The sequence below is a fragment of the Cryobacterium sp. TMT2-42-4 genome (genome assembly GCF_004402645.1).
In the GTDB taxonomy this organism is placed as follows: Bacteria; Actinomycetota; Actinomycetes; order Actinomycetales; family Microbacteriaceae; genus Cryobacterium; species Cryobacterium sandaracinum.
Genome location: NZ_SOFT01000035.1, coordinates 1 through 23,876 on the forward strand (window position 1 = coordinate 1; position 23,876 = coordinate 23,876).

The window sequence follows — 23,876 nt, forward strand, 5'->3', positions numbered from 1 at the left end:
CGCGCTTCGCGGCGGCGATCGGTCCGATCCCGGCAAGGATGAGTTTCCAATACTCGTCTTCGCGGTTGAGGTTTCTCTTGCGCCCACGTCTGGCCATCTTCACACTCCAAATCTTGGTGGAGTGTTGGGACGAGACCTAGAACTCGCCCGGAGTGATTTCCAGACCCTCGAGTCCAGCGTTCAGGAGTATCCCGCGGAACGAGCGCCTGACGTTGTACGGTGCGAGCGGCGTACCAACCCGCGAGAAAAAGAGCAGGTGCTCGGTGTCCTCCGGATCGAGTAGCGCCAAACGCTGGCGAATCACATCGGCCGCGAACTGCGGCACAGCGATGACCCTGTTCGACTCGTGTGTTTTGGGATGCTCTTGACGGTGCACGCCGGTGCCGTTGTGCACCACAAGCGTGCCGCTGATGTTCACCCACGGCGGATCCGCATCCATGTCGACGTCGCACTGCCGAAGCGCAAGCGCCTCGCCAATGCGCGTAGCAGTACCGAGCATCACCTCGATGATGTCTCGAACCTGCCCGTCTGACCGTGGCCCCATCCGGCCCTCCCCCATGCGCCATTCGCGTGCCGCGAGGCGGATGGCGGCTATCTGCTCCGTCGTCAGTGCCTTCGGGGTGTGTGGAGGCATCTTCATGCGTGAGGCCTCGTTCATGGGATTTCGCGGAATGATTTCCCGCCGTACCGCGAATGCCAAGATCATGCCAAGGATCGTACGGGAGTGCTTCGCTCGCGGATAAGCCATCTCGCGCTGCTTCTTCAAGAAGAGCTCGATGCGTCCGACGGTCACTTCGCGAACCGTGAAGTTCTCAAAATAGGGCAAGACGAGGAGACGCAGTTGACGCTGGTAGGTGTCCTTCGTCCCTTGGGAACGGTCGACATCGTTCATCACGTCGTCCATCCAGGCCGCAGCGAGGAGAGGGAACGGTGAGCCGGCCTGGAGCGAATCGCCGACGTCCCCGGCATGCATCCGAGCGGCCAATGCGACTTTGAGCGCTGCTTGCGCCGCGTTGCGGCTCGAGCGGGTCGCGCCCACCTGCCGTGACTGGCCGTCCCAGTCGCGGAAGACAGTCGTTGCCCGGTACCGGTCTGGACCGACCTTGGTCGTCTTAATAGCACCGAACGTGCTGATCGGAAGCCGTGGTCGTCCGACCATCAGTGCTCGCCACCTCGACTACTCAAGGATGATTCGGGCTCGTGGAGGCCGTCCAGCCATCGCCGCACGTCGGAGACTCGATAGCGGATCTCCCGTCCAACTCGAATGCCAGAAGGACCGCGCCCGTCGGTGCGCAGGTCATAGATGGCCTGCACCTGCACGCCGAGATACTCGGCGAGTTCACTTGTCGTCAGTACAGGCTCTAGACCGAGCCCGAAGAGTCGTTCAGTATCCATGATCAGCAGGTGCTCGAGGCCACTCCAGCTCAATCGAACCGGGTCGTGCACCTTCTTAGTGAGCGCCGGCATCAGGCGGTCACTTTCGAATAAACCATGGATAAACCATGTATACATCAAGTCTTGCCCTTTCAGTGAGGACAAGAAACCCTGATCAGATCTTAATTACAGTAGGGCGGCCGGGACTTGAACCCGGGACCGACGGATTATGAGTCCGCTGCTCTAACCAGCTGAGCTACCGCCCCAATCGACGCGACTGCTCTGACGAGTGGGCGACCGATTCTGTGGTGATCGGGTGGATCACCGGATCCAACGATACAGGTTCGAAAGGCGGGCTCGCCCGCCTACTCCGCGCCGCGGGCGGCCGCGTCGGAGGTGACCGCGTCGATAACCGGTTCCCCGCGATACAGGCACTCAAACGTGTTCAGGGTGCGGTTGATGTCGTGCATGCTGATGAGCCGGAGGGAGCTGTTTTTGAGCGCGATCAGGTCGTCGGGTGCGGCCGTCAGAACTGTTGTGAGCTTGTCGGCGAGGTCCTGAGCGTTACCGGGCTCGAACAGGTAGCCGTTCTGGCCATCGTGCACGAGGTGTGGGAGTGCCATGGCGTTGGCGGCCACGATCGGTAATCCAGACGCCATCGCCTCCATAGTCGCGATGCTCTGCAACTCCGCGATCGACGGCATCGCGAACACCGTCGAGCGGGTGTAGGCGGTCGCCAGTTCGGCATCCGTCACATAACCCGCGAACGTGACCCGACCACTAAGTCCGAGCGTCTGCGACAGATGTTCGAGGTTGCGCTTCTGGTCGCCCCCACCGACGATCTCCACCTGCACATCAAGGTCGGGCGACAGGAGTGCCACGGCCTGCAGCAACACGTCGATCTGTTTCTCACCCGTCACGCGGCCAACGAACAGAATGCGGTTTTCGGAGCGCGGCGCGAAACTGGACGAATAGTTGTGGGCGTCGATGCCGCAGGAGATCGCCAGCACACCCTCGAGGCCGGTATAGCGTTCCAGGAACTGAGCGGCCCGCAGCGTCGGGGTCGTGACGGCCTCAGCCCGACCAAAGGTGCGCCGGGCGGCCCGCCAGGCACCCTTGATGAGTCGGTCGTGCAGACCTTTGGGAACAAGGGTGAATTCCAGCATGTTCTCCGGCATGAAGTGATTCGTGCCGATGATGCGGATGCCCCGCTTCGCGGCCTCGATCGTGACGGCGCGGCCCACCATGATGTGCGACTGGAAATGCACGACATCCGGTTTGAATGTGTCGAGAATACGCCGGCTCTCCCTGGGGATGAACCACGGCAGCGCATACCGCAGCCAGTCGTGCGGGTACCAGCGCCAGCTCTTGAGACGGTGCACGACCATCGGCTGACCCTCGTGCACCTCGGTCCAGGTGCCGAACTTGCGTGACGCGGCCGGTGCCATGATCTGCACCTCGTGCCCGCGGGCCACCATCCCGGCGGCAAGACGCTCCGCGAACTTGGCCGCACCATTCACGTCGGGCGCGAAGGTATCCGCAGCGATCAGTATCCGGAGCGGCGACTTCGACACCGGCTCGATGCGGGTCGCCTCGCTCGGCATAACGGTCGAATCTGACAAAAGACACTGTCCCAACGTATGTGAGCCGGAGTTCGTCATCCGGCGATAATTCATGCTTTCGACAGCGCACACGCTGACGAGGTCTTGTAGAACCCTATTCTAAACCGTCCCGGCCACCGCGATACGGGTCGCGACGCGCCCGTGGGAACGCCGATCCCAGTGGCTCGGACCGTGTCAATCGTCGGCCAGTGGGTGAAACCGGGCCAACAGGAAGACCCCGACGATTGCGATGACACCCGCAACGAGGAAGGCGACCGTCGCCCACGGCGGCGCCTGCTCGATCTCGCCCAGGACGACGATGCCGATACCGACGGCGATCAGCGGATCGATCACTGTCAACCCGGCGATGACCAGATCCGGCGGTCCCGATGCATAGGCATTCTGAACGAAATAGGCGCCGAGCCCCGCCGCCAGCAGCAGCCCGACGAGGCAGGTCAGAGTCAGCCACTCGAAGTTGCCGTTCTGGGTGCGGTTGATGACGACCTTGGCCAGTGTGGCGACGAACCCGTAAAGGACTCCGGCGCCCACGATGTAGAATATCGCCTTGAACCGGGTGCGCAGTCGAACGAACAGGACCCCGAAGACGGACAGCACGACGCCGAGCACGACCAGGATCGTGATCAGGTTGCCATCCGTGACCGGCTTGTCTACCGCGGTGAAGGCGGCCACGGTGACGAAGAGGGCCACCCCGCCGACGCACATCGCGATTGCGATCTTGGAAGCTCGGTTGACGGGTACCCGGGTAATGCGGGAATTCAGGATCGACGTGATCACGAGGGCGACGGCGCCCAGCGGCTGAACCATGATGATGGGGGCGAACGCCAGGCTGGAGAGCTGGAACGCGATCGCCAAACCGAGCATAATCGTGCCGAACACCCAGGACGGTCGCCCCAGAAGCAACATCAGCTGGCGCGGGTTGAGCCCCCCGGTGACCTCCGCCGTCTTGGCCTCGACCTTGGTGACGCCCCGATGCTGGAATTGCGCTCCCAGGGACAGGAAGACCGCTCCGACCAGGGCGAGCGGTATACCGATGGCCTGACGAGGATTGATTGCGATTTCCGCAGTCAGGTCAGCCAGGGAGAGTGTCACTCGACGACTTTACCGAGAACCGGCCCGATATCCTTGCTGAATGGCCGTTCGCTCGATAGTTATTTCAGGAGACCCCGTTCTCCATTCCCCTGCCCTGCCAGTGACCGATTTCGGGAGTGTCCTGCGTGAACTCGTGCAGGACATGTTCGAGACCATGGATGCCGCGCCCGGCGTCGGTCTGGCGGCGCCGCAGGTCGGAGTGCCGCTGCGGCTCTTCACCTTCAACTACCTCGACGACGACGACCACCTCTGGCGTGGCGTGGCCATCAACCCGGAACTGTGGATCACCCCGGTTTCCGCGGGCGAGGCCGACGAGGACGAAGACGTCGAGGGCTGCCTGTCCTACCCGGGCGAGCGCTTTCCGCTGATGCGTTCTCCCTCCGCCATCCTGAGGGCGGTGGATCTCGAGCAGAAACCCTTCGAAATCCACGCCGAAGACTGGCTGGCCCGAATCTTCCAGCACGAGTACGACCACCTCGACGGCACCCTGTACGTGGATCGCCTCGAGCATTTCTACGCCAAGATCGCCTTCAAGGTGACCCGCAAGCGTGGCTGGGGCACGCCCGGGCTCGGCTGGATGCCCGGCGTCGACAACCTCGAAGATTGACCAGATAGGCCTGGCCTGATTCGCTGGCCCGGTGAAAGAGTCAGCCGCGGTCGAGGTCCACTCCATGGATGCCGTTGTGGAAGCGCAACGACGGGAAGATGGCCGAGACCGTGAACCCGACGCCGGGCACGGTCCCGGCGTTGAAAATGCCACCGAACATCGCGGTGCGCTCGCGCATCTGAGTGATGCCTGCCCCGGCTACGTTCGCACTCAGTGCCTTGAGGTCGTCGTCGATCGTGTACATCGTGCGCGCGGCGAAGTCGGCGGCGTCGGCACTGTCCCGGCGAGCCGCCGCACGGATGCCGTCATCGGCGACCAGCAGCTGCAGCCCGTCCTGAGTCCACGTGAACGTGACCCGAGCCTCCGTGCCTCGTCCGCCATGGGTGAGAGTGTTGGCCAGCGCGCTCTGCAGGATACGGAAGACGGCCAGTTCGGCGCCCTGCTTGAGCGGGAACCGCGCGCCTGACTCGGTGAAGACCACGGTGACGCCCGCGTCACGCATGACCCGGAACAGCTCGTTCGCCGACTGCAGGCCCGGTTGGGCGGCGGCGACAGATTCGCCCTCGCGCACGATCGTCAGCACGCGGCGCATGTCGGCCAGCGCCACCCGACCGTCGTCAACCAATGCCGTCGCCACCCGCACGGCGCTGGACGGGTCGCTCTCGGCCGTGTAGCGGGCACCTTCGGCACGGGTGATCAGCCGCGCAACGGACAGCACGGCCACGTCCTGCAGTTCCCGGATGATGCCGAGCCGGCCCTGTTGTTCGGCAAGAGACAGTTGCAGGTCAATGCGCATCCGCTCGGCCGCCGTGCGGTCGAAGACCACGCGCCGGGCCCGGACAAGGGTGACCAGCCAGAGGGCGAGCAACCCGACGACGAGCACGGACAGAACGGTGCTCACGGTGAGCCAGGACTCCACGGATGCCGCCTTTTCTGCGACCGCGTCGCACGGAAGTGAACGGGATACAAAAAAGGCCACCAGGGGTGGAGCCCTTGGTGGCCTTTCGCTCCCCGACTTGGACTCGAACCAAGAACCTGCGCATTAACAGTGCGCTGCTCTGCCAATTGAGCTATCGAGGAATGTTGCTGGAACAGCTCTGCTACTTTATCAAAAGTTGGCGATCTGCCAAATCGGCGTCAACCGTCAGTAACCGATTCGAGGGTCAACGACGCCGACGTACCGCCCATCCGCAAGGAAGGCAACCACATTCAGGCGAATCCGCTCGGCCAGGAGCGGGGCGGTCATCTCGGGCGTGTCGGCCGAATGCGGTGTGATCAGGCACCGCGCCTCGGCCCAGAGCGGATGCCCCTGCGGCAACGGCTCCGGATCGGTCACGTCGAGGGCAGCGCCGGCGATGGTTCCTGCGGCCAGCGCTGCCACCAGAGCGTCCGTATCGACGAGCGGGCCGCGGGCGATGTTGACGAGCACCGTTTCGGGCCGCATCAGCTCGAGTTCGGCCCGGCCGATCAGGTGGCGGGTGCCGCCCGTGAGCGCAGCCGCCACGACGACGACGTCGCTGGTCTGGAGAACGCCGGAGAGGGCGTCCGTCACCACCGTCTGAGCCGCACCGGGCACCGGCTCGGTGCTGCGGCGCACCACTGTGACGTGGGTGCCGAAAGGCTCGAGCAGGCGGATCAGCTCACGGGCGATCCCACCAGCACCGATGATGGTCACATTGAGGCCGTAGAGCGAGCGCCCCTCGGACAGCGTGCTCCAACCCTTGGCCCGGACGCGCTTCGGCAGCACCCGCAACAGCGCCAGGGTGAGAGCCAGGGCGTGTTCGGCGACGGGCTGCGCGTACGCGCCTTTCGCGCTGGTCCACAGAAGGTCCGGGCGGTCCAGGCCGGCCAGCACCCCGCTGAAGGCGTCGACGCCCGCCCAGGGGAGCTGCACCCACCCGATGCCGGGATACGCGTGCAGGGTGGCGCGCAGCTCGTCGGCCCTGCCGTAGTCCAGCCAGATCAGTCCGCGGGTCTCGCCGGAGAGCTCTGTCACGGTTCCCCCGGCAGCCTCGACCGCCCGGGAGAAGGCCGGTTCCGGCCGCGGCAGGATGGTGATCGGACCGGGGGCCGGCCGTCGGTGCGCCGGAAGGGGCGTGACCTCGTCGGCGAGAACGGCCTGGTGTTGCACGAATTCAGTTTTCGATGACATGTTCGTCGGATTCACTCTCGTAGTCGTAGTTGTCGTCGTCGTTCTCCTCGTCCGGCGCCTCCCCCATCAGAGCCGCAGCCAGGCCGGCGACATACGGGTGCCATGGGTCGTCGAACACCTCGTCGATCGTACCCAGCCCCACCAGCACGCCCTGGTGCAGCACGGCGATTCGGTCCGCGACCCGGCGAAGCACGCTGAGGTCGGAACTGATCACCATCGCCGAGAAGGCCCGCTCGCGCTGCAGCTCGCCGATCAGGTCGACCACGGCGTCCCGGACGGTGGCGTCGACGCCGGCCGTCGGCTCGTCCGCGATCAGGACCGACGGCCCGAATACCAGCGCCCGGGCCAGCGCCACCCGCTGACGTTGACCATTGCTCAGCTCGTAGGGGAATTTGGTGAGCACCGACAACGGAAGCCGCACCGCGTCGATCATGGTCGCCACTTGCTCGTCGAGGGTGTGCCGGTCGTAGCGCCGGTCTCGGTCGAGCACGGGCTCGGCCACGATCTCCGCCACCGTCAGAGTCGAGGGCAGCGTGTCGGCGGCATCCTGGGCGAGGTGCCCCACCCCGAAGGTGAGCCGGGCCAGCTTGCGCCGACGGATGCCACGGAGCCGGTACCCGAGCACCGTCGCCTCTCCCCCGGTGATCTCTGGTCGAACGTCGCCGGTGCCTCCGCCGCCGTGGCTGAACGCGGCGCCCGAGAGAACCCGGGCCAGCGTGCTCTTGCCCGAACCGCTCTGCCCGAGCAGTCCGAGCACCTCACCGGCCCCGATCTGCAGGGTAAGGCCACGCACGGCCGTGAATGCGCCGCTGGCACCGTGGGGCGGGTACTCGACCGTCAGGTCACTGGTGGAGATCGGACTGGTCGGACTTGTCGGTGCGGCGCCGCGGATCATGTGTCTATCCTGCCTCACGCAGCCGGCGCAGTCCCTCCCGGCGCAGGGCCTGCTCGGCCGGGTCCGGCACGGGCAGGGAGGCCAGGAGCCGCTGGGTGTAAGGATCCTTGGGTGCACCGAGAACCTCGGCGCTGGTGCCCTCCTCGACCAGTTTTCCGCGGTACAGCACCGCAATCCGGTCCGCGACGAGGTCGACGACAGCCAGGTCATGACTGATGAACAGCGCGGCAAAGCCGAACTCCCGCTGGAGATCGGCGAACAGCTCCAGCACCCGCGCCTGCACGGAGACGTCGAGAGCGCTGGTGGGCTCGTCGGCTATCAGCAGGGGCGGCTCCAGGGCGAGCGCCCGTGCCAGGCTCGCGCGCTGGCGCTGGCCGCCGCTCAGCTCGTGCGGGTAGCGGTCGCCGTAGGCACGCGGCAGCTGCACGGCCTCGAGGAGCTCGTTGACCCGCGGGCGGGCGTGGGCGGCGTTCTTCGCCCGACCGTGCACCACCAACGGTTCGGCGACGCAGTCGGCGATGGTCAGCAGCGGGTTGAAACTCGACGCCGGGTCTTGGAAGACGAACCCGATGTCGCTGCGGAACTTCCGGAACGCACGTTCCTTGAACCCGTTCATCTCGTGGCCCATCACGGTCAGGGAGCCACCGGTCACCCGGGTCAGGCCGGCGATGGCCCGCCCGATCGTGGTCTTGCCGGAACCGCTCTCCCCCACCAGACCGAGAACCTCACCGGGCCGGATCAGGAAGCTCACGCCGTCGACGGCGGTGAAACCGGACCGGCCGAGCCGGCCGGGGTATTCGATTCGGAGCTGGTCGGCGACGACGACCGGCGCCTGCTGCTCCCAGTCGGCCGCGCGGGCCGTGGCACGGGCGGCGGCGTGCACGACCCCCTGGCCCACGTGAGGCACGGCGGCGAGCAGCTTCTTCGTGTAGTCGTTCTGCGGCGAGCGGAAGAGGGTTTGGGCATCCGCCTCTTCGACGACCTTGCCCTGGTACATCACCGCGACTCGGTCGGCGAGGTCGGCGACCACGCCCATGTTGTGGGTGATGAGCACGATCGCCGTGCCGAATTCATCGCGGCAGCGGCGCAGTAAGTCTAGGATCTCGGCCTGCACGGTCACGTCGAGCGCCGTGGTCGGCTCGTCGGCGACGATCAGGCCGGGGTCGAGCACCAGGGCCATGGCGATCACGACGCGCTGCTTCTGGCCGCCGGAGAACTGGTGCGGGTAGTAGTCGACGCGGGTTTCCGCGTCAGGGATACCGACCCGCCCGAGGATCTCGATGGCCTTCTTGCGGGCTTCCTTGCGACTGAACTGGCCGTGCGCGCGGATGCCCTCCATGATTTGCCAACCCACCGTGAAGACGGGGTTCAGCGCGGTCGAGGGTTCTTGGAACACCATGGAGACGTCGGTGCCGCGAACCTGCCGCAGCTGGGCGGTGCTGAGCGCGATGACGTTGCTCTCGCTCGAGCCGTCTTTGCTGCTGAGGATGACGGCCCCGGAGGCGGTCGCCGTCTCCGGCAACAGCCCGAGGATGGTCTTGGCGGTGACGGTCTTGCCGCTCCCGCTCTCGCCGACGATGGCCAGGACCTCGCCGGGAGCGACCCGCAGGGTGACGCCGTCAACGGCCCGAACGGCTCCGGCGTCGGTCGCGAACGAGATGCCCAGATCGGTGATGGTGAGCACGTCGGTCATGGTCGGTCCTCGAGTCCTTCGGTGGGATGGGTTGCGGCGCCTTCCAGTCCGCCGAGCCCGCCGGGGCCGGCGACGAGGGTGCCGCCGGGAACGACCGAGGTCTGCGCGACGATCCCGGCCGACTGGCCGACTGCGCGGCGTCCGCGCAGGCGGGGATCGGCCAGGTCGTTGAGGCTTTCGCCGACCAGTGTGATGCCGAGCACGACGAGCACGATGGCCAGTCCGGGGAACAGTGACGTCCACCAGATACCACTGGTGACGTCCGAGAGGGCCTTGTTGAGGTCGTAGCCCCACTCGGAGGCGGCCGTCGGTTCAATGCCGAACCCGAGGAAGCCGAGGCCCGCGAGGGTCAGGATGGCCTCCGACGAATTCAGGGTGAAGATCAGCGGAAGGGTGCGGGTCGCATTGCGGAACACGTGCCGGAACATGATCCGGCCGCTGCCGGCACCCAGCACGCGTGCGGATTCCACGTAGGCCTCCGCCTTGATCCGCACCGTTTCGGCGCGGATCACCCGAAAGTACTGCGGAATAAAGACCACGGTGATTGAGATCGCCGCAGCCAGCACACCGCCGATCAGGTTGGATTTGCCCCCGGAGATGACGATCGACATCACGATGGCGAGAAGCAGCGACGGGAACGCGTAGACGGCGTCGGAGACGACCACCAGGATTCGGTCGAGCCAGCCGCCGAAATAGCCCGACACCAGCCCGAGGAACACCCCGGCGAAGATCGACAGCAGGACGGCCACTATGATCACGAACAGGGCGGTCTGGGCACCCCACAGCACCCGGGAGAGCACGTCGTAGCCGCTGACGGTGGTGCCCAGCGGATGCGCGCCCCCGGGCGGCTGCTGGGCTCCGAAGGCGCCGTCGGCGTCGCGCAGCTGGCTGAAGCCGTAGGGCGCGAGCACGGGGGCGAAAATGGCGGTCAGCACGAAGAGCGTGGTGATGATCAGGCCGGCGACCAGCATCCCGCGCTGGAGTCCGATGCTCTGCCTGAGCTGGTGCACGACGGGGAGGCGGGACCAGACGCTGCGCTTCTGCCGGGCGGAGATCGCGGTGGCGTCACTCATCTCAGTACCTCACTCTCGGGTCGATCAGTGCGGCGATGATATCGACGACGAAGTTGGAGAGGGCGACGATCACGGCGAGCAGGGCGACGATCCCCTGCACCGCCACGAAGTCCCGGGCCTTGAGGAACTCGGAGAGCATGAAGCCCAGGCCCTTCCATTCGAAGGTGGTCTCGGTCAGCACGGCGCCGCCGAGCAGCAGGGCGATCTGGAGGCCGATCACGGTGATGATCGGGATCAGGGCCGGCCGGTAGGCGTGCTTCCGCACCAGGCGGAACTCGCTCACCCCACGCGAGCGAGCGGCGTCGACGTAATCGGTGCCAAGGGTTCCGATCACGTTGGTGCGCACGAGGCGGAGGAAGACCCCCGCAGTGAGCAGCCCAAGCGTCAGCGCGGGGAGCACGGCATGCTCGAGCACGTCCCCGAGCACGGTCGGGTCCCCGGTCAGGATGGCGTCGATCGTGTACAGGCCGGTCTGGTTCGGCAACAGCTGCATCTGCAGCTCGGAACTGGTCGAGGCCCGCCCGGAGACGGGAAGCACGTCGAGGTAGACGGCGAAGACGAGTTTGAACAACAGCCCGGAGAAGAACACCGGCGTGGCGTAGCAGAGGATAGCGAAAACCCGGAGGAAGGCGTCCGCGGATTTGTCCCGCCAATAGGCGGCGACCATGCCCAGGGGAATCCCGACGATGAACGCGACGACCAGGGCGTAGAAGACGAGCTCGAACGTGGCCAGCCCATAGGTGACCAGGATCTCGGAGACGGGACGGTTGGTGCTGATGGTCGTGCCGAAGTTGCCGGTGAATACCTGGCCCAGGTACTCGATGTACTGCACGAAGATGGGCCGGTCGTAGCCGGCGGCCTGGATGCGCTCGGCCAGCTGCTCGGGCCCGAGACGCCCGCCGAGAGCGGCCGTGATCGGGTCACCGGTCGTGCGCATCAGCCAGAAGACCATGGACACGAGGATGAAGATGGTGGGAAAGATCAGCAGGAAGCGGATCAGGATGTACCGGCCGATCCCGCCGTCGGTTGCGGGACGTTTCTTGCGTCCCGTCGCGCGGGGCGACGGGGGGCGCGTGGTCACAGTGGTCATTCCTGCCTAACGATTGGACTGTGCGATTAGACCGTGACGGGGGCACCCAGCGCGCAAGCGGCTGGATGCCCCCGGGTTTCAAATTAGAGAAACTCTAACCGGTTGACGTACTAACCTTTGGCCAGCGCCGCGTAACGGAACTTGAACGACGCGTCGAGCGTGTCGCTGGTTCCGGTCACATCGGGGCCGGTGACGGCAACCTGGGCGCCCTGGAGCAGCGGCACGGTGGATAGCTGCGCGGCGACCTTGTCCTGGATCTCCTCGATCAGCTTGGTGCGCTCGGCGGGATCGGCGGTGACGGCCTGCTTCAGGATCAGGGCGTCGACCACCGTGTCGCTGTAGTGGTTCTTGAGGAAGCCGCCTTCGAGGAAGAACGGGGTCAGATAGTTGTCCGCGTCGGAGTAGTCCGGGAACCAACCGAGCTGGTAGACGGGGTAGACATCCGTCGTGCGGTCCTTCGAGTACTGAACCCACTCGGTGGTCTGCAGGTTGACGGTGAAGAGGCCCGAGGCTTCCAGCTGGTCCTTGACCAGGGCGTACTCGTCGCCGGACGACGGGCCGTAGTGGTCGTTACTGTACTGGAGATTGAGCTTTACCGGACCGGTCACACCGGCGGCCTTGAGGGTTGCCGCGGCCTTGTCGACGTCGGGGGCACCCTCACCGTCGCCGTAGAGGCCTTTGAGGGACTCGGTGGCGCCGGTCAGTCCGGCGGGAACGTAGGAGTACACCGGGGTGTATGTGCCCTTGTAGACCTGCTCGGCGATTTCGTCGCGGTCGACGAGGTCGGCCACGGCCTGGCGCACGGCAAGGGCCTTGGCCGGGTCGGCCTCGGCGGTCTTGGCACCGAACGGCTGGGTGTCGAAGTTGAAGACGATGTAGCGGAGTTCGCCGCCGGGGCCGTCGACGACCTTGACCTTGTCGTTGCCGCGCAGGTCCTCGATGTCGGTGGCCGACAGGCTACGGAACGCCACGTCGATATCGCCCTGCTGCACTTCGAGCTTCAGATTGGAGGCGTCGGCGTAGTACTTCACGTTGACGACGTCGGTCTTGGCCGCGCCCAGGAGACCCTCGTAGTCCGGGTTGGCCTTGTAGCCGACCAGGTTGTTGAAGTCGTAGCTGGTGATGACGTACTGGCCGGCGAACGCGTTGGCGTCGACGATGTCCTGGTCCGGCGTGAGCTTCGTGGCCGAGAAGGTGTCCTCGTCGACGATGGGGCCGGCCGGGCTGGACAGGATCTGCGGGAAGATCTGGTCGTCCGCCTGCTTCAGGGTGAAGACAACCGTGGTGTCATCGGGGGCCGCGACGCTGTCCAGATTATAGAGCAGCGAGGACGGGCCGTTGTCGTCTGCGATCGCCAACTGGCGATCGAAGGTGAACTTGACGTCGGAGGAGGTGAGCTCGTTGCCGTTGGCCCACTTCAGACCAGGCTTGAGGGTGACCGTGTACTCGGTGGGGCTGGTGAACGCGGCGGCCGTGGCGATGTCGGGCTCGACATCCGGGCTGCCGTAGGGCGTGTTCATCAGGAATGGGAAGACCTGGTTCTGCACCGCGAACGAGCCGTTGTCGTAGGAACCGGCCGGGTCGAGCGACGTGATCTTGTCGGTCGTGCCGATCGTGATGGCTTCGCCACCCGAGCTGGTCTCGTTGTCGGTTCCGACGGCGGAGCAACCCGCGAGGGTCAACGCGGTGACCGCGAAAACCGCTGCGGCGCTGAGCCCTCTCGCGCGTGAAGTGGATGAGAATGCCATAGCCGTGAGCCTCTTCCTCTAGAAAACCGATGCCGGGCGCAGGAATCGTGCGCGGCCAGCATTGCTGTAGGAAAAGAAGTAGCACAGAATGCGCGGTGTCCCGGCGCAATACGATGCATCTTTATCGAGCTGCAACCAAGGAGAAGCCGGGCGAGACGAGCCCGGTCTACTCCTCCCGGAGGTTGCGGCGCTCGGCCTCGACTCGCACCAGCTCTCGCTGGAGTGCCACGTAGACGTCGCGATTGGTCGCATCCGCGCGCTGGAGTCGGCCGAGCAGTTCGGCCTTCTGACGCAGCAGGTCCCGGTCGATCAGGGCCACAGTGATGTCGCGCACGTAGCGGCCGATTTCGCGTTCGGAGCGTTCGGGAAGGGAAGCCATCGCCAGCTCCTTGACCAGGTTTTCCAGCGTGGCCGGGACCTCGGCGACGATGCGGTCGAGCCAGTCGACGGCGTCGTGGTGGGGCGCGGTGGCCGCGATGGCGTCGCGCACCACCGCCAGGGAGGTGTTCACGAAGTTCGTCGCCGCGGCGCGCTGGATCAGATCCACCCCGACGACGGTAGGGCGCTGCAGCATGGCCATCAGGCCGTCGCGTTCCAGCCGGGTGACCGGGTCGGTCGCCAGGTCGATCATGGAGAACGGCTGCTCCCGCGGCGCCGGCTCGTTCTCCCCCGGCCGAGATCCCGGAGTGGCCGTAACGGTGCTCCGGGAGCGCGACAGGGCGGCGGAGACGGCCTTGCCGACCTCGCCGAGCTCCATGCCGAGCATGCGCGCCAGCTCGTGCGTGTAACCGGGTCGCAGGGTCGGGTCACGGATGTCGCCGACGATCGGCGCCGCGGCGCGAAGCGCGGCGACGCGACCCTCCACCGTGTCGAGGTTGTATTGGCCGAGCAACTGCCGGATCATGAACTCGAACATGGGCTTTTTCGAGTCGATCAGCCGGCGCACGGCGTCATCGCCGCGGTGCAGTCGCAGGTCGCAGGGGTCCAGTCCCTCGGGCGCGACGGCCACATACGTCTGGGCGGAGAAACGCTGCTCCTCGCTGAATGCGCGCACGGCGGCCTTCTGGCCGGCGGCATCCGGATCGAACGTGAACACGACCTCGCCGACCCCGCTGTCGTCGCCGAGCACGCGACGCAGCACCTTGATGTGGTCGACCCCGAAGGATGTGCCGCAGGTGGCGACCGCGGTCGTCACCCCGGCAAGGTGGCAGGCCATGACGTCGGTGTAGCCCTCCACGACGACGACCTGGTGGCCTCGGGAGATGTCGCGTTTGGCGAGGTCAAGCCCGTAGAGCACCTGGGACTTGTGGTAGATCGGCGTTTCGGGGGTATTCAGATATTTGGGTCCTTTGTCGTCGTCGAGGAGGCGACGCGCCCCGAAGCCGATGGTCTGCCCAGTGATGTCCCGGATCGGCCAGACCAGGCGGCCGCGGAACCGGTCGTACACGCCGCGGTCGCCGCTGGAGACGAGACCGGACAGCGTGAGTTCCTCGGTGGAGAACCCCTTGGCGCGCAGGTGGTTGGTGAGCTCGTCCCAGCTTTTCGGGGCGAAGCCGACCCCGAACCGGGCGGCCGCGAGGGAGTCGAAGCCGCGTTCGCCGAGGAAAGTACGCCCGACCAGGGCGCCGGGGCTGCCGAGGCGTTCCACGAAGAAGTCGGCCGCGGCCTGGTTGGCGGCGTACAGGCGGGCCCGATTGGTGTGGTCGGGAGCCTCGCCGGCGCCGCCCTCGTAGTGCAACTCGATACCGACCCGGCCGGCGAGCCGTTCGACGGCCTCACTGAAACTGACGTGGTCCATCTTCTGCAGAAAGGAGTAGACGTCGCCGCTCTCGCCGCAACCGAAGCAGTGGTAGAAACCGACCTGGGGGCGCACGTGGAAGCTTGGGCTGCGCTCGTCGTGAAAGGGGCACAGTCCCTTCATCGATCCCACGCCGGCGGACTTGAGACTCACGTAGTCGCCGACGATGTCGGCGATGTTGGTGCGGGCCTTGACCTCTTCGATGTCGTTTTGTCGAATCAGGCCTGCCATAGCTGAATGTTAGTCCTGCCCGTGTCGGTGTTCGGTGTGGTGTCGTCGTTCTGTGCGATGCTGTCCGTGCTGTCCGTGCTGTCCGTGCTGTCCGTGCTGTTGTTCGCGCAGGTCAGTGCTTTACCAGGCGTTCGTACCAGGCCAGCGCGGACTGGTCGGTCAGGCTGGCGACCTGGTCGACGACGACGCGTTTGCGGGCTGCGGCGTCGGCGGCCGCGTGCCAGTCCTCCCGGTATCCCGCGTCCAGGTGTTCGTCCCCCGTCGCGTGCAGCGTGCGCGCCAACAGGGTGAGCACCTGCCTCTGCTCCACGTAGATGGGCTTGCGGGTCTGTCGCGTCATCACGAAGGTCGCCACGATGCCCTTGAGCACGGCGATCTCCGCCTCGACCTCCCGCGGCACGACCACGTGGGCGCCGAACCGAATCAGGTCGCCTCCCGGGTTGGCGTCGCGGGTGGCGCGCACGGCGGCACCGCTGAAGCGGCCGATCAGCTGGCTGGTCAGGTTCTTCAGCAGGCCCTGGTCGCGGCGGCTGCCCGACCACGTCTCAAGCCAGGCGTTGAGCGAGTCGAGCCGGTCGAAGGCGTCGGCCAGGTCCCCCTCGGAGAGACCATCGCCGGTCCACTCGGTCATCGTGGCCAGAAGCGACTCGTGGTTGGTCCGGCTGCCGAGCTGGCCGACGTCGATGTAGCCGTTGACGACGGCGTCCTCGAAGTCGTGCACGGAATACGCGATGTCGTCGGAGAGGTCCATCACCTGCGCCTCGATGCAGCGCCGGCGCTCCGCGGCGCCGGAGCGCATCCACTCGAAGGCCTCCCTGTCATCCGGGTAGAAGCCGTACTTGGCGCGGCCGCTGGGATCGGCGACCGACGAGTCGGCCGGCCAGGGGTATTTGCAGCTCGCGTCGAGGCTCGCCCGGGTGAGATTGAGCCCATAGCTGCGGCCGTCGCGGCCGAAGACCTTGGGTTCGAGTCGGGTGAGCAGGCGGAGCGTCTGGGCATTGCCCTCGAAGCCGCCGATGTCCGCGGACCAGGTGTTGAGGGCCTTCTCGCCGTTGTGGCCGAAGGGCGGATGGCCGATGTCGTGCGCCAGGCAGGCGGTGTCGACGATGTCCGGGTCAAGGCCCAGCCGCAGAGCGAGTTCGCGCCCGACCTGGGCGACCTCAAGAGAATGGGTGAGTCGGTTGCGCGCGAAATCGAGGCCGGCGGCCGGGCTCAGCACCTGGGTCTTCGCTGCCAACCGGCGCAGTGCGCTCGAGTGCAAAAGCCGGGCCCGGTCGCGAGCGAAATCGCTGCGCCGGGAGCCGTGCTCCTCAGGCAGCCAGCGTTCCTCGTCGTGCCTGCTGTATCCGGTCTCGTTAGCCACCGCTTGTGTCCCCTTCACCTTCGGTCAGATTGGCGCGCTCCGCCGACACAAGCTCCTGGGAGTCGAGCCAGTGTTCAGGCAGTGAGGTTTTCTTCGGGCTGCCGGCCCGACCCCGGGGTCCCTCGGCGCCCTCGCCGGGATAGTCCTGATCGCCGTCGAGGGTGCCCAGCAGATCGTCGAGCTGCGCGAGCGAGACGACCGAGGCCAGGCTCGCCCGCAGGTCGCCGCCGACCGGGTAGCCTTTGAAATACCAGGCCACATGCTTACGGATGTCCCGACAGGCCCGCTCCTCGCTCTCGAAGAACTCGGTCAGGAGCACCGCGTGGCGGCGAAAGGCGTCGGCGACCTGGCCCAGGTTGGGCTGGATCCTGGCAGCCGGCGCGCCGGACTCGCCGCCGCGGAAGGCCGCGGCGAGGTCACCGAACAGCCAGGGGCGGCCCAAGCAGCCGCGCCCGACGACGACGCCGTCGCAGCCGGTCTCCGCGACCATGCGCAGGGCGTCCTCGGCGGACCAGATGTCGCCGTTGCCGAGCACGGGCACGCTGGTGACGGTTCTCTTGAGGGTCGCGATGGCAGACCAGTCGGCCTGGCCGGAGTAGTGCTCGGCTGCCGTTCGGGCATGCAGGGCGATGGCCGCGACACCGGCGCCCTCGGCCGCTTTGCCGGCCTCCAGATAGGTCAAATGGTCGGAGTCGATGCCCTTGCGCATCTTGACGGTAACCGGCACGTCACCGGCCGCGGTGACGGCACCCTCGACGATCTGGCGGAAGAGCCCGAGCTTCCAGGGCAGGGCGGCGCCGCCGCCCTTGCGGGTGACCTTGGGAACCGGGCAGCCGAAGTTGAGGTCGATGTGGTCGGCCCGGTCCTCGGCCACAAGCAGGGTGACTGCCTCGGCGACAGTCTTCGGGTCCACGCCGTACAGCTGGATTGAGCGGATTTTTTCGCTCGCGTGATGGTTGATCAGCCGCATCGACTCCGGCGTGCGTTCGACCAGCGCACGGGAGGTTATCATCTCGCTGACATAGAGGCCTGCGCCGTATTCACGGCACAGACGACGGAACGCCGTGTTGGTAATCCCGGCCATGGGAGCGAGAACGACGGGCACGTCGAGCGTGAGCGGGCCGATCGTGAGGTTCGCCGGGCTGGTCTGGGTTACGGAAGTCATCCGTTCAATTCTCCCCCACGCCGGGACGCCTACCTGACGACCCGGCTAGACGCCGCAGGAACCGCCGCCGCAGCATCCGCCGGCCGCGGTCTGGCCGAGAAGTTCGATCGTGGGAACGGACTCGGCCTCGGCGAGGGCGACCGGGGTGGTGGTGTCGGGTGCGTCGCTCATGTGTTCTTCTCCTCGGATTTTTCGGTCTGCGCCTGGCGGAGGGCCTGGGCGAAGGTGTCGGGGTCCTGGGCACCGGAGATCCCGTATTTGCCGTCGATGACGAAGAAGGGCACCCCCTGGATGCCGTAGGCGTTGGCCTGAGCGACGTCGGCCTTGACATCCGCGAGGAAGTCGTGGGCGGTCAGGGCGCGGATAACGTCGTCACGGTCCAGGCCGATTTCGGTGGCGAGGTCTGCGAGGTCGCCGATCCGGCCGACGTGGCGGCCGTCGACGAAATAGGCCTTCAACAGTCGTTCCTTCATGTCAAGCTGGCGGCCGTGCGCCTTCGCGTAGTGCAGCAGCTCGTGCGAGATGACAGTGTTGGTCTGATGCACGGAGTCGTAGTCGTAGTGCAGCCCGACGCTCTCGGCAATGCCGGTGACGCGCTCGAGCATCTGCTCGACCTCGGCGACCGGCAGGCCCTTGCGCTGGCTGAGGTAGTCGACGGGGCTGCCGTCGAAGTCGACCGGGGTATCCGGGGCGAGTTCAAAGCTGTGATATTCAACCTCGACGTTCCCGTCGAACAGGGCCGCCCCGGCCTCGAACTTGCGCTTTCCGATGTAGCACCAGGGGCACTGAACGTCGGACCAGATGTCTACTTTGATGGTTTCACTCACTGTGGGGTCAACCGATGGTGCCCCACGTTGTATTCCCGGCCTAGACGGTCGGTGCGTCCACGGCGCCGCCGTAGCGGCGGTTACGGGCTGCGTAGAGCTCGATTGCCCGCCACAGGTCTTCACGGCCGAAGTCCGGCCAGAGAGTGTCCAAAAACACCATCTCCGCGTAGGCGCTCTGCCAGAGCAGGAAGTTGCTGGTGCGCTGCTCCCCCGAACTACGCACGAACAGGTCAACGTCGGGGAGGTCCGCGGTGTACAGATACCGCTGGATCGATTTCTCGGTGATCCCGGCGGGCTTCAACCTGCCTGCGGCCACGTCCTCAGCCAGCGCGCGCACGGCATCCGCGATCTCGGTGCGCCCGCCGTAGTTCACGCACATGGTGAGGGTGAGCACGTCGTTTCCGGTGGTCAGCCGTTCGGCGAACTGCAGTTCCTTGATGACGGATGCCCACAGCCGGGGCTTGCGTCCGGCCCACCGCACGCGCACCCCCCATTCGTTGAGCTGATCGCGCCGGCGGTGCAGAACGTCCCGGTTGAATCCCATCAGGAAGCGAACCTCGTCGGGTGACCGCTTCCAGTTCTCGGTGGAGAACGCGTAGACGCTCAGGTGTTTGACGCCGATCTGGATGGCCCCGGCGACGACGTCGAGAAGCGCGGCCTCCCCCGCCTTGTGGCCTTCCACCCGAGGCAGCCCGCGCGCGTTCGCCCACCGGCCGTTGCCGTCCATCACGACCGCCACGTGCTCGGGAACGGCCTTCGTCGGCAGGGCGGGCGGGTACAGGCCCGTCCAGTCCAAGGGTTTGAACGGCACCGCATCCTTGTGGGTCAGGGGCTTCTGGCCGAAGGGATTGAGGAAGGGCGCAGGGGTCATCGACTCACGTGTTCCAACGATCGAAGGCCGCGTCCGAGGTGCCACTGAGTGTAGGCGGCGACGACCCCGGTGGCCTGGGCTCTGGTTTGGGGCGGGGTGGATTTGGTGTGCTCCCAGTCGCCGGTCAGGAGGGAGCCGAGCAGGGTGATGGTGGCCGGATCGAGCCTCGGCGAACCAGGCGCTGCGCAATCGTCGCAGACGATCCCGCCAGCCTGCACAACCATCGCGGAGTGGGATCCCCGGGCTCCGCACCGTGCGCAGTCCTGGAAACTGGGTGCCCAGCCGGCCATCGACAGTGCTCGGAGCAGATAGGAGTCCAGGGTGAGGCCCGCGCCGTGCTCACGGCGGGAGAGCGACCGGAGGGCACCCACGAGCAGCAGGTATTGCTGCAGCGAACCCTCCGCCTCGGTGAGTTTGTCGGCGGTTTCGACCATGGCGCTGGCCGCCGTGTAGCTCGGGTAGTCGGCCGTGATCAGGGCTCCGTAAGAAGCGATGGACTCCGCCTGCGTGATGACGTCGAGGCTCCGCCCCTCCCAGAGCTGCACGTCGGCGACCATGAACGGTTCGAGCCGGGCCCCGAATTTCGACGCGGTGCGGCGCACACCCTTGGCGACCGCGCGCACCTTCCCGTGCTGGCGCGTGAGCATGGTGACGATGCGGTCGGCTTCGCCCAGTTTCTGGGTGCGCAGCACGACGACATCATCACGGTAGACAGGCACCCTTGGATTCTCCCACCTGGCGGGAGCGCGGGGTCGTCAAGCGCGCCGATACCCACCGTTTCAGTGGTTTCATTAGGGGTGCCCTCCACCTCATTCTTCATTCCGCTCTGGCTCGACCTCACGGCCGTGGCCATCGGCGCCGTGCAGGGCGCCATGTTCGCCGGCCGTTTCACCGACCGCCGCTTCGACCTGCTCGGCATCGCGCTGATCGGCGTCACCGTGGGGCTCGGCGGCGGTTTGCTCCGCGATATCCTGCTGGGCGGCGTGCCGGCCGCGCTGCAGAGCAACTGGTACCTGCCGGTGTGCGCGGGGGCGGCTCTGCTCGGCATGCTGCTGCAGAGCCTGTTCAACCGGCTCGGCCCGTTCATCATCGCCCTCGACGCCGTGACCATCGGGCTGTTCGGCGCCCTCGGCACGAGCAAGGCACTCGCCGTCGGCCTGCCGGAGATCCCCGCCCTGTTCGTCGGGGTCGTCACGGCGGTGGGTGGGTCGGCCCTGCGGGACATGATGTTGAACGTGCCGATCGCCGTAATGCATGTCGGTTCGTTCTACGCCGTCGCGGCCGGGGTCGGCAGCGGCCTGCTCGTGGTGCTCTTCATGCTGCAGGTGCCCATCACCATCGCCGGGATCGCCTGCGTCGTGGTGACGACGGTCATCCGGATCCTCGCCGCGCGGTACGGCTGGAGCCTGCCGCAGCAGCGCGCGATCGGCAGTTGGCCCCGGTGGCGGCGCGACAATATCGTCGCCTTCCGGCGGCGCAGGAACCGCGGGGACTGAGGCACCGAACGGGCCCGAAACTGGTCCACAAACGACGGATTCCGCTCTCGCCTTTCATTGCCTCCCGGGTCAGACTGGTGAGAAGTTTTCACGTCGTTTGGAGGAACCTCATGAACATGATGAAGGGCACCGTGCCCGATTCGATGCCGGATTTGGTGCCGGTCCTGTCCCGAGGCAAGCACAGAAACCCGCGTTCCGGCGCCTGTTTCATGGAGTTCGCCTCCTATCTCGCCGGAGAGGCCTGGAGTGACCACCCGGCCTGCACTCATCCGTTACTCGCCTCCGCCGCTCGGATGGTGAACGACTGCACGTCGGACACTGCCCGGGCCCGCCTGGTCCCGCTGATCCCGTCGGTGATCGGTTTGCGCGGGGACAACGCACGGGTGCGCCTGCTGATCGCTCTGCGGGCGGCCACATCCGCCCTCCCGGTCACGAGTGCGGACCACCAACGGGCTCTTGCCGTGGGGATCCTCAACTGCGAACGGCACCTGACCGAGGCCAGCGGCACCATTCCCGACGACGTCGCCCTGCGCATCCGCAATTCGTTTGACGCGGCACCGGAGACCGAACGGTGGGCCCGAGAATTCATCGCCTCGATGGGATCCTGGTCTCGGAGCAAGTTCACGGACCGCACGGCGGAGACCATCATCCGGGTGTCCGTGCAGGGCGTCGCGGAAGCGTGCGTTCCCGACCCGGACGGTCAGCTCTACGACCTGCTCGCCGGCGCGATCGACGACTGCACGATGGTGTTGACCCCCGCGGTCAAGCCACGCGCTGCCAGGGTGACTGCCGACCCGACTCACGTCACTCCGACGCACCGGACGAAGACGAAGGACACGGCGCGGGTCTAGGGCCGGTTTGACAGCACGCAGCCGGGAATCGACGCTCCGGCCGAGCGCCCTCCTCCCCGGGGAAGGCACTCGGCCGGGCTGACGATTCTCTGCTCACGCGCCGACGGAGTCCACGTGCCGGCCGAGGCTACCCGAGGTCAGACGGTCGCGTCCGCCAGAGACCGCTTGCCGGCCTCGGCGCGGATGCCGCGGTTGACCGCCGACACCACCGACTTGAGCGAGGCGGTCGAGATGTCCGCGTCGATGCCGACGCCCCAGAACCGCGTGCCGTTGACGTCGAGTTCGACGTAGGCCGCGGCGAGGGCGTCGCCGCCAGCCGACATGGCGTGCTCGACGAAGTCGTAGAGGGTGATGGCGATGCCGCGTTCGGCCATCACGCCGAGGAACGCCGCGATCGGGCCGTTGCCCGCGCCGACGGCGCTGGACACGGTCGTGTCGTCGCGCAGGTCGACGGACAGTTCGACCGAACCGGAGAGGTCGCTCGAGGTGCGCGTGGCGTGCAGCTCGAATCGACCCCACTTGGCGTCGGGCGTGGTGTGGCTGGCCGGTAGGTACTCGTCGTTGAAGATTTCCCAGATCTGCTCACTGGTGACCTCGCCGCCCTCCTGGTCGGTCTTGGACTGCACGACGCCGGAGAATTCGATCTGCAGCTTGCGCGGCAGGTCCAGGGCGTGGTCGGTCTTGAGCAGGTAGGCCACGCCGCCCTTGCCGGACTGGGAGTTGACCCGGATCACGGCTTCGTAGCTGCGTCCGAGGTCCTTCGGGTCGATCGGCAGGTACGGGACCGCCCAGAGCAGGTCGTCGACGCCGCAGTCCTGCGTGGCGGCATCCACTGCCATGGCCTCGAAGCCCTTCTTGATGGCGTCCTGGTGCGAGCCGCTGAACGCGGTGAAGACCAGGTCGCCGGCCCAGGGACTGCGCTCGGGCACGGGCAGCTGGTTGCAGTACTCCGCGGTGCGCTTGACCTCGTCGATGTTGCTGAAGTCGATCTGCGGGTCGATGCCCTGGGTGAACAGGTTGACGCCCAACGCCACCAGGTCGACGTTGCCGGTGCGCTCCCCGTTGCCGAACAGACAGCCTTCGATGCGGTCGGCGCCGGCCAGGTAACCCAGTTCCGCGGCCGCGATGGCTGTGCCGCGGTCGTTGTGCGGGTGCAGGGAGATGAGCACGTTCTCGCGGTGGGCGAGGTGGCGGGACATCCACTCGATGGAGTCGGCATAGACGTTGGGTGTGGCCATCTCGACGGTCGCGGGCAGATTGATGATGACCTTGCGCTCCGGCGTAGGCTCGAGGACCTCCAGTACCTGGTTGCAGACGTCGACGGCGAATCCCAGCTCGGTACCGGTGTAACTCTCCGGGGAGTACTCGTAGTAGACCATGGTGCCGGGGACGGATGCCTCGGCGGCGCGGCAGAGACGCGCGCCGGCCAACGCGATGTCGACAATGCCCTGCTTGTCTTCGCGGAACACGACCTTGCGTTGCAGCACGCTGGTGGAGTTGTAGAGGTGGACGATGGCCTGCCTGGCGCCCGCGATCGACTCGTAGGTGCGCCGGATCAGGTGCTCGCGCGCCTGGGTGAGCACCTGGATGGTCACGTCGTCTGGAATGGCATTTCCGTCGATCAGGCTGCGCACGAAGTCGAAGTCGGTCTGGCTGGCCGACGGGAAGCCGACCTCGATCTCCTTGTAGCCCATCCGCACGAGCATGTCGAACATGATGCGCTTGCGCTCCGGGCTCATCGGATCGATCAGCGCCTGGTTGCCATCCCGCAGGTCGACGGCGCACCAGCGCGGGGCCGCGGTGATGTGCTTGTCCGGCCAGGTGCGGTCGGGCAACTCGATCGTGAACTGCTCCTGATACGGGCGATACTTGTGGATCGGCATCTGGGATGCGGTCTGATTGTTTTTCATGATCTGGGATCTCCTCGCGAG

22 protein-coding genes and 2 tRNA genes are annotated in these 23,876 nt (G+C 66.4%); 3 read left to right on the top strand and 21 right to left on the bottom strand.

The features are described 5' to 3' along the window. Positions 1-136 precede the first annotated feature (136 nt). The 5 genes from E3O18_RS11700 to E3O18_RS11720 all read right to left on the bottom strand — a co-directional run bounded on the left by E3O18_RS11700 (position 137) and on the right by E3O18_RS11720 (position 4,085). The gene (locus tag E3O18_RS11700) at positions 137-1,039 is read right to left on the bottom strand and encodes a tyrosine-type recombinase/integrase (RefSeq protein WP_166784921.1); all 903 of its coding nucleotides are present in this window, start codon (positions 1,037-1,039) and stop codon (positions 137-139) included. 119 nt (positions 1,040-1,158) lie between these two features. Further along, a complete protein-coding gene (locus E3O18_RS11705; protein WP_241976492.1) occupies positions 1,159-1,512 on the bottom strand; it encodes a helix-turn-helix domain-containing protein in 354 nt (117 codons plus the stop codon). 54 nt (positions 1,513-1,566) lie between these two features. After that, positions 1,567-1,640 (bottom strand) — tRNA-Ile (locus tag E3O18_RS11710). Between the two features lie 99 nt (positions 1,641-1,739). After that, a complete protein-coding gene (locus tag E3O18_RS11715) occupies positions 1,740-2,978 on the bottom strand; it encodes a glycosyltransferase (RefSeq protein WP_134394112.1) in 1,239 nt (412 codons plus the stop codon). Positions 2,979-3,170: 192 nt separating this feature from the next. Beyond that, positions 3,171-4,085 (bottom strand): DMT family transporter, encoded by a 915-nt coding sequence (locus tag E3O18_RS11720; RefSeq protein WP_134398439.1) that lies wholly within the window; start codon positions 4,083-4,085, stop codon positions 3,171-3,173. Positions 4,086-4,125: 40 nt separating this feature from the next. Between E3O18_RS11720 and def the strand changes: the two genes are divergently transcribed. Next, positions 4,126-4,692: a peptide deformylase gene (def, locus tag E3O18_RS11725; protein ID WP_134394114.1), complete on the top strand. Its 567-nt coding sequence runs from the start codon at positions 4,126-4,128 to the stop codon at positions 4,690-4,692. Positions 4,693-4,732: 40 nt separating this feature from the next. Here def and E3O18_RS11730 read toward each other — a convergent pair whose 3' ends face one another. From E3O18_RS11730 to recO, 15 genes are all read right to left on the bottom strand, one after another. Further along, complete coding sequence (locus tag E3O18_RS11730; RefSeq protein WP_134394115.1) at positions 4,733-5,611, bottom strand: ATP-binding protein; 879 nt, start codon at positions 5,609-5,611, stop codon at positions 4,733-4,735. 88 nt (positions 5,612-5,699) lie between these two features. Further along, positions 5,700-5,772 (bottom strand) — tRNA-Asn (locus E3O18_RS11735). 64 nt (positions 5,773-5,836) lie between these two features. Continuing rightward, entirely contained in the window at positions 5,837-6,844 is a 1,008-nt protein-coding gene (locus E3O18_RS11740) for a D-isomer specific 2-hydroxyacid dehydrogenase family protein (protein ID WP_134394116.1), read from the bottom strand. Beyond that, positions 6,828-7,739, bottom strand: coding sequence for an ATP-binding cassette domain-containing protein (locus tag E3O18_RS11745; RefSeq protein ID WP_134394117.1), 912 nt, complete (start codon positions 7,737-7,739; stop codon positions 6,828-6,830). Before E3O18_RS11745 ends, E3O18_RS11740 begins: the two co-directional genes overlap by 17 nt. A gap of 4 nt (positions 7,740-7,743) precedes the next feature. Then, the gene (locus tag E3O18_RS11750) at positions 7,744-9,432 is read right to left on the bottom strand and encodes an ABC transporter ATP-binding protein (RefSeq protein WP_134394118.1); all 1,689 of its coding nucleotides are present in this window, start codon (positions 9,430-9,432) and stop codon (positions 7,744-7,746) included. Continuing rightward, positions 9,429-10,505, bottom strand: coding sequence for an ABC transporter permease (locus E3O18_RS11755; RefSeq protein WP_134394119.1), 1,077 nt, complete (start codon positions 10,503-10,505; stop codon positions 9,429-9,431). The genes E3O18_RS11750 and E3O18_RS11755 overlap by 4 nt, the downstream gene beginning before the upstream one ends. Position 10,506: 1 nt before the next feature. Next, positions 10,507-11,586, bottom strand: a complete 1,080-nt coding sequence (locus tag E3O18_RS11760; RefSeq protein ID WP_241973423.1) for an ABC transporter permease — start codon at positions 11,584-11,586, stop codon at positions 10,507-10,509. A 119-nt stretch (positions 11,587-11,705) separates the two neighbouring features. Beyond that, positions 11,706-13,343, bottom strand: coding sequence for an ABC transporter substrate-binding protein (locus tag E3O18_RS11765; protein ID WP_134418159.1), 1,638 nt, complete (start codon positions 13,341-13,343; stop codon positions 11,706-11,708). Between the two features lie 166 nt (positions 13,344-13,509). Continuing rightward, entirely contained in the window at positions 13,510-15,372 is a 1,863-nt protein-coding gene (gene dnaG, locus E3O18_RS11770) for a DNA primase (protein ID WP_134394122.1), read from the bottom strand. Between the two features lie 112 nt (positions 15,373-15,484). After that, positions 15,485-16,735, bottom strand: a complete 1,251-nt coding sequence (locus E3O18_RS11775; RefSeq protein WP_241973424.1) for a deoxyguanosinetriphosphate triphosphohydrolase — start codon at positions 16,733-16,735, stop codon at positions 15,485-15,487. Next, the gene (dusB, locus tag E3O18_RS11780; RefSeq protein ID WP_134394124.1) at positions 16,728-17,900 is read right to left on the bottom strand and encodes a tRNA dihydrouridine synthase DusB; all 1,173 of its coding nucleotides are present in this window, start codon (positions 17,898-17,900) and stop codon (positions 16,728-16,730) included. Before dusB ends, E3O18_RS11775 begins: the two co-directional genes overlap by 8 nt. 45 nt (positions 17,901-17,945) lie before the next feature. Then, on the bottom strand, positions 17,946-18,071 hold the full coding sequence (locus E3O18_RS16805; protein ID WP_255570036.1) for a hypothetical protein: 126 nt from the start codon (positions 18,069-18,071) through the stop codon (positions 17,946-17,948). Next, entirely contained in the window at positions 18,068-18,727 is a 660-nt protein-coding gene (locus E3O18_RS11785; protein WP_134394125.1) for a DsbA family oxidoreductase, read from the bottom strand. Before E3O18_RS11785 ends, E3O18_RS16805 begins: the two co-directional genes overlap by 4 nt. Before the next feature lie 40 nt (positions 18,728-18,767). Next, on the bottom strand, positions 18,768-19,598 hold the full coding sequence (locus E3O18_RS11790; protein ID WP_134394126.1) for an isoprenyl transferase: 831 nt from the start codon (positions 19,596-19,598) through the stop codon (positions 18,768-18,770). Continuing rightward, on the bottom strand, positions 19,595-20,317 hold the full coding sequence (recO, locus tag E3O18_RS11795) for a DNA repair protein RecO (RefSeq protein WP_134394127.1): 723 nt from the start codon (positions 20,315-20,317) through the stop codon (positions 19,595-19,597). Before recO ends, E3O18_RS11790 begins: the two co-directional genes overlap by 4 nt. A gap of 78 nt (positions 20,318-20,395) precedes the next feature. On the opposite strand from recO, the gene E3O18_RS11800 reads away from it, so the two are divergent. Then, entirely contained in the window at positions 20,396-21,094 is a 699-nt protein-coding gene (locus E3O18_RS11800; RefSeq protein ID WP_241973425.1) for a TRIC cation channel family protein, read from the top strand. A gap of 110 nt (positions 21,095-21,204) precedes the next feature. Further along, entirely contained in the window at positions 21,205-21,945 is a 741-nt protein-coding gene (locus tag E3O18_RS11805) for a hypothetical protein (RefSeq protein WP_174722036.1), read from the top strand. Between the two features lie 137 nt (positions 21,946-22,082). Here E3O18_RS11805 and leuA read toward each other — a convergent pair whose 3' ends face one another. Then, complete coding sequence (gene leuA, locus E3O18_RS11810; RefSeq protein ID WP_134394128.1) at positions 22,083-23,855, bottom strand: 2-isopropylmalate synthase; 1,773 nt, start codon at positions 23,853-23,855, stop codon at positions 22,083-22,085. Positions 23,856-23,876 lie beyond the last annotated feature (21 nt).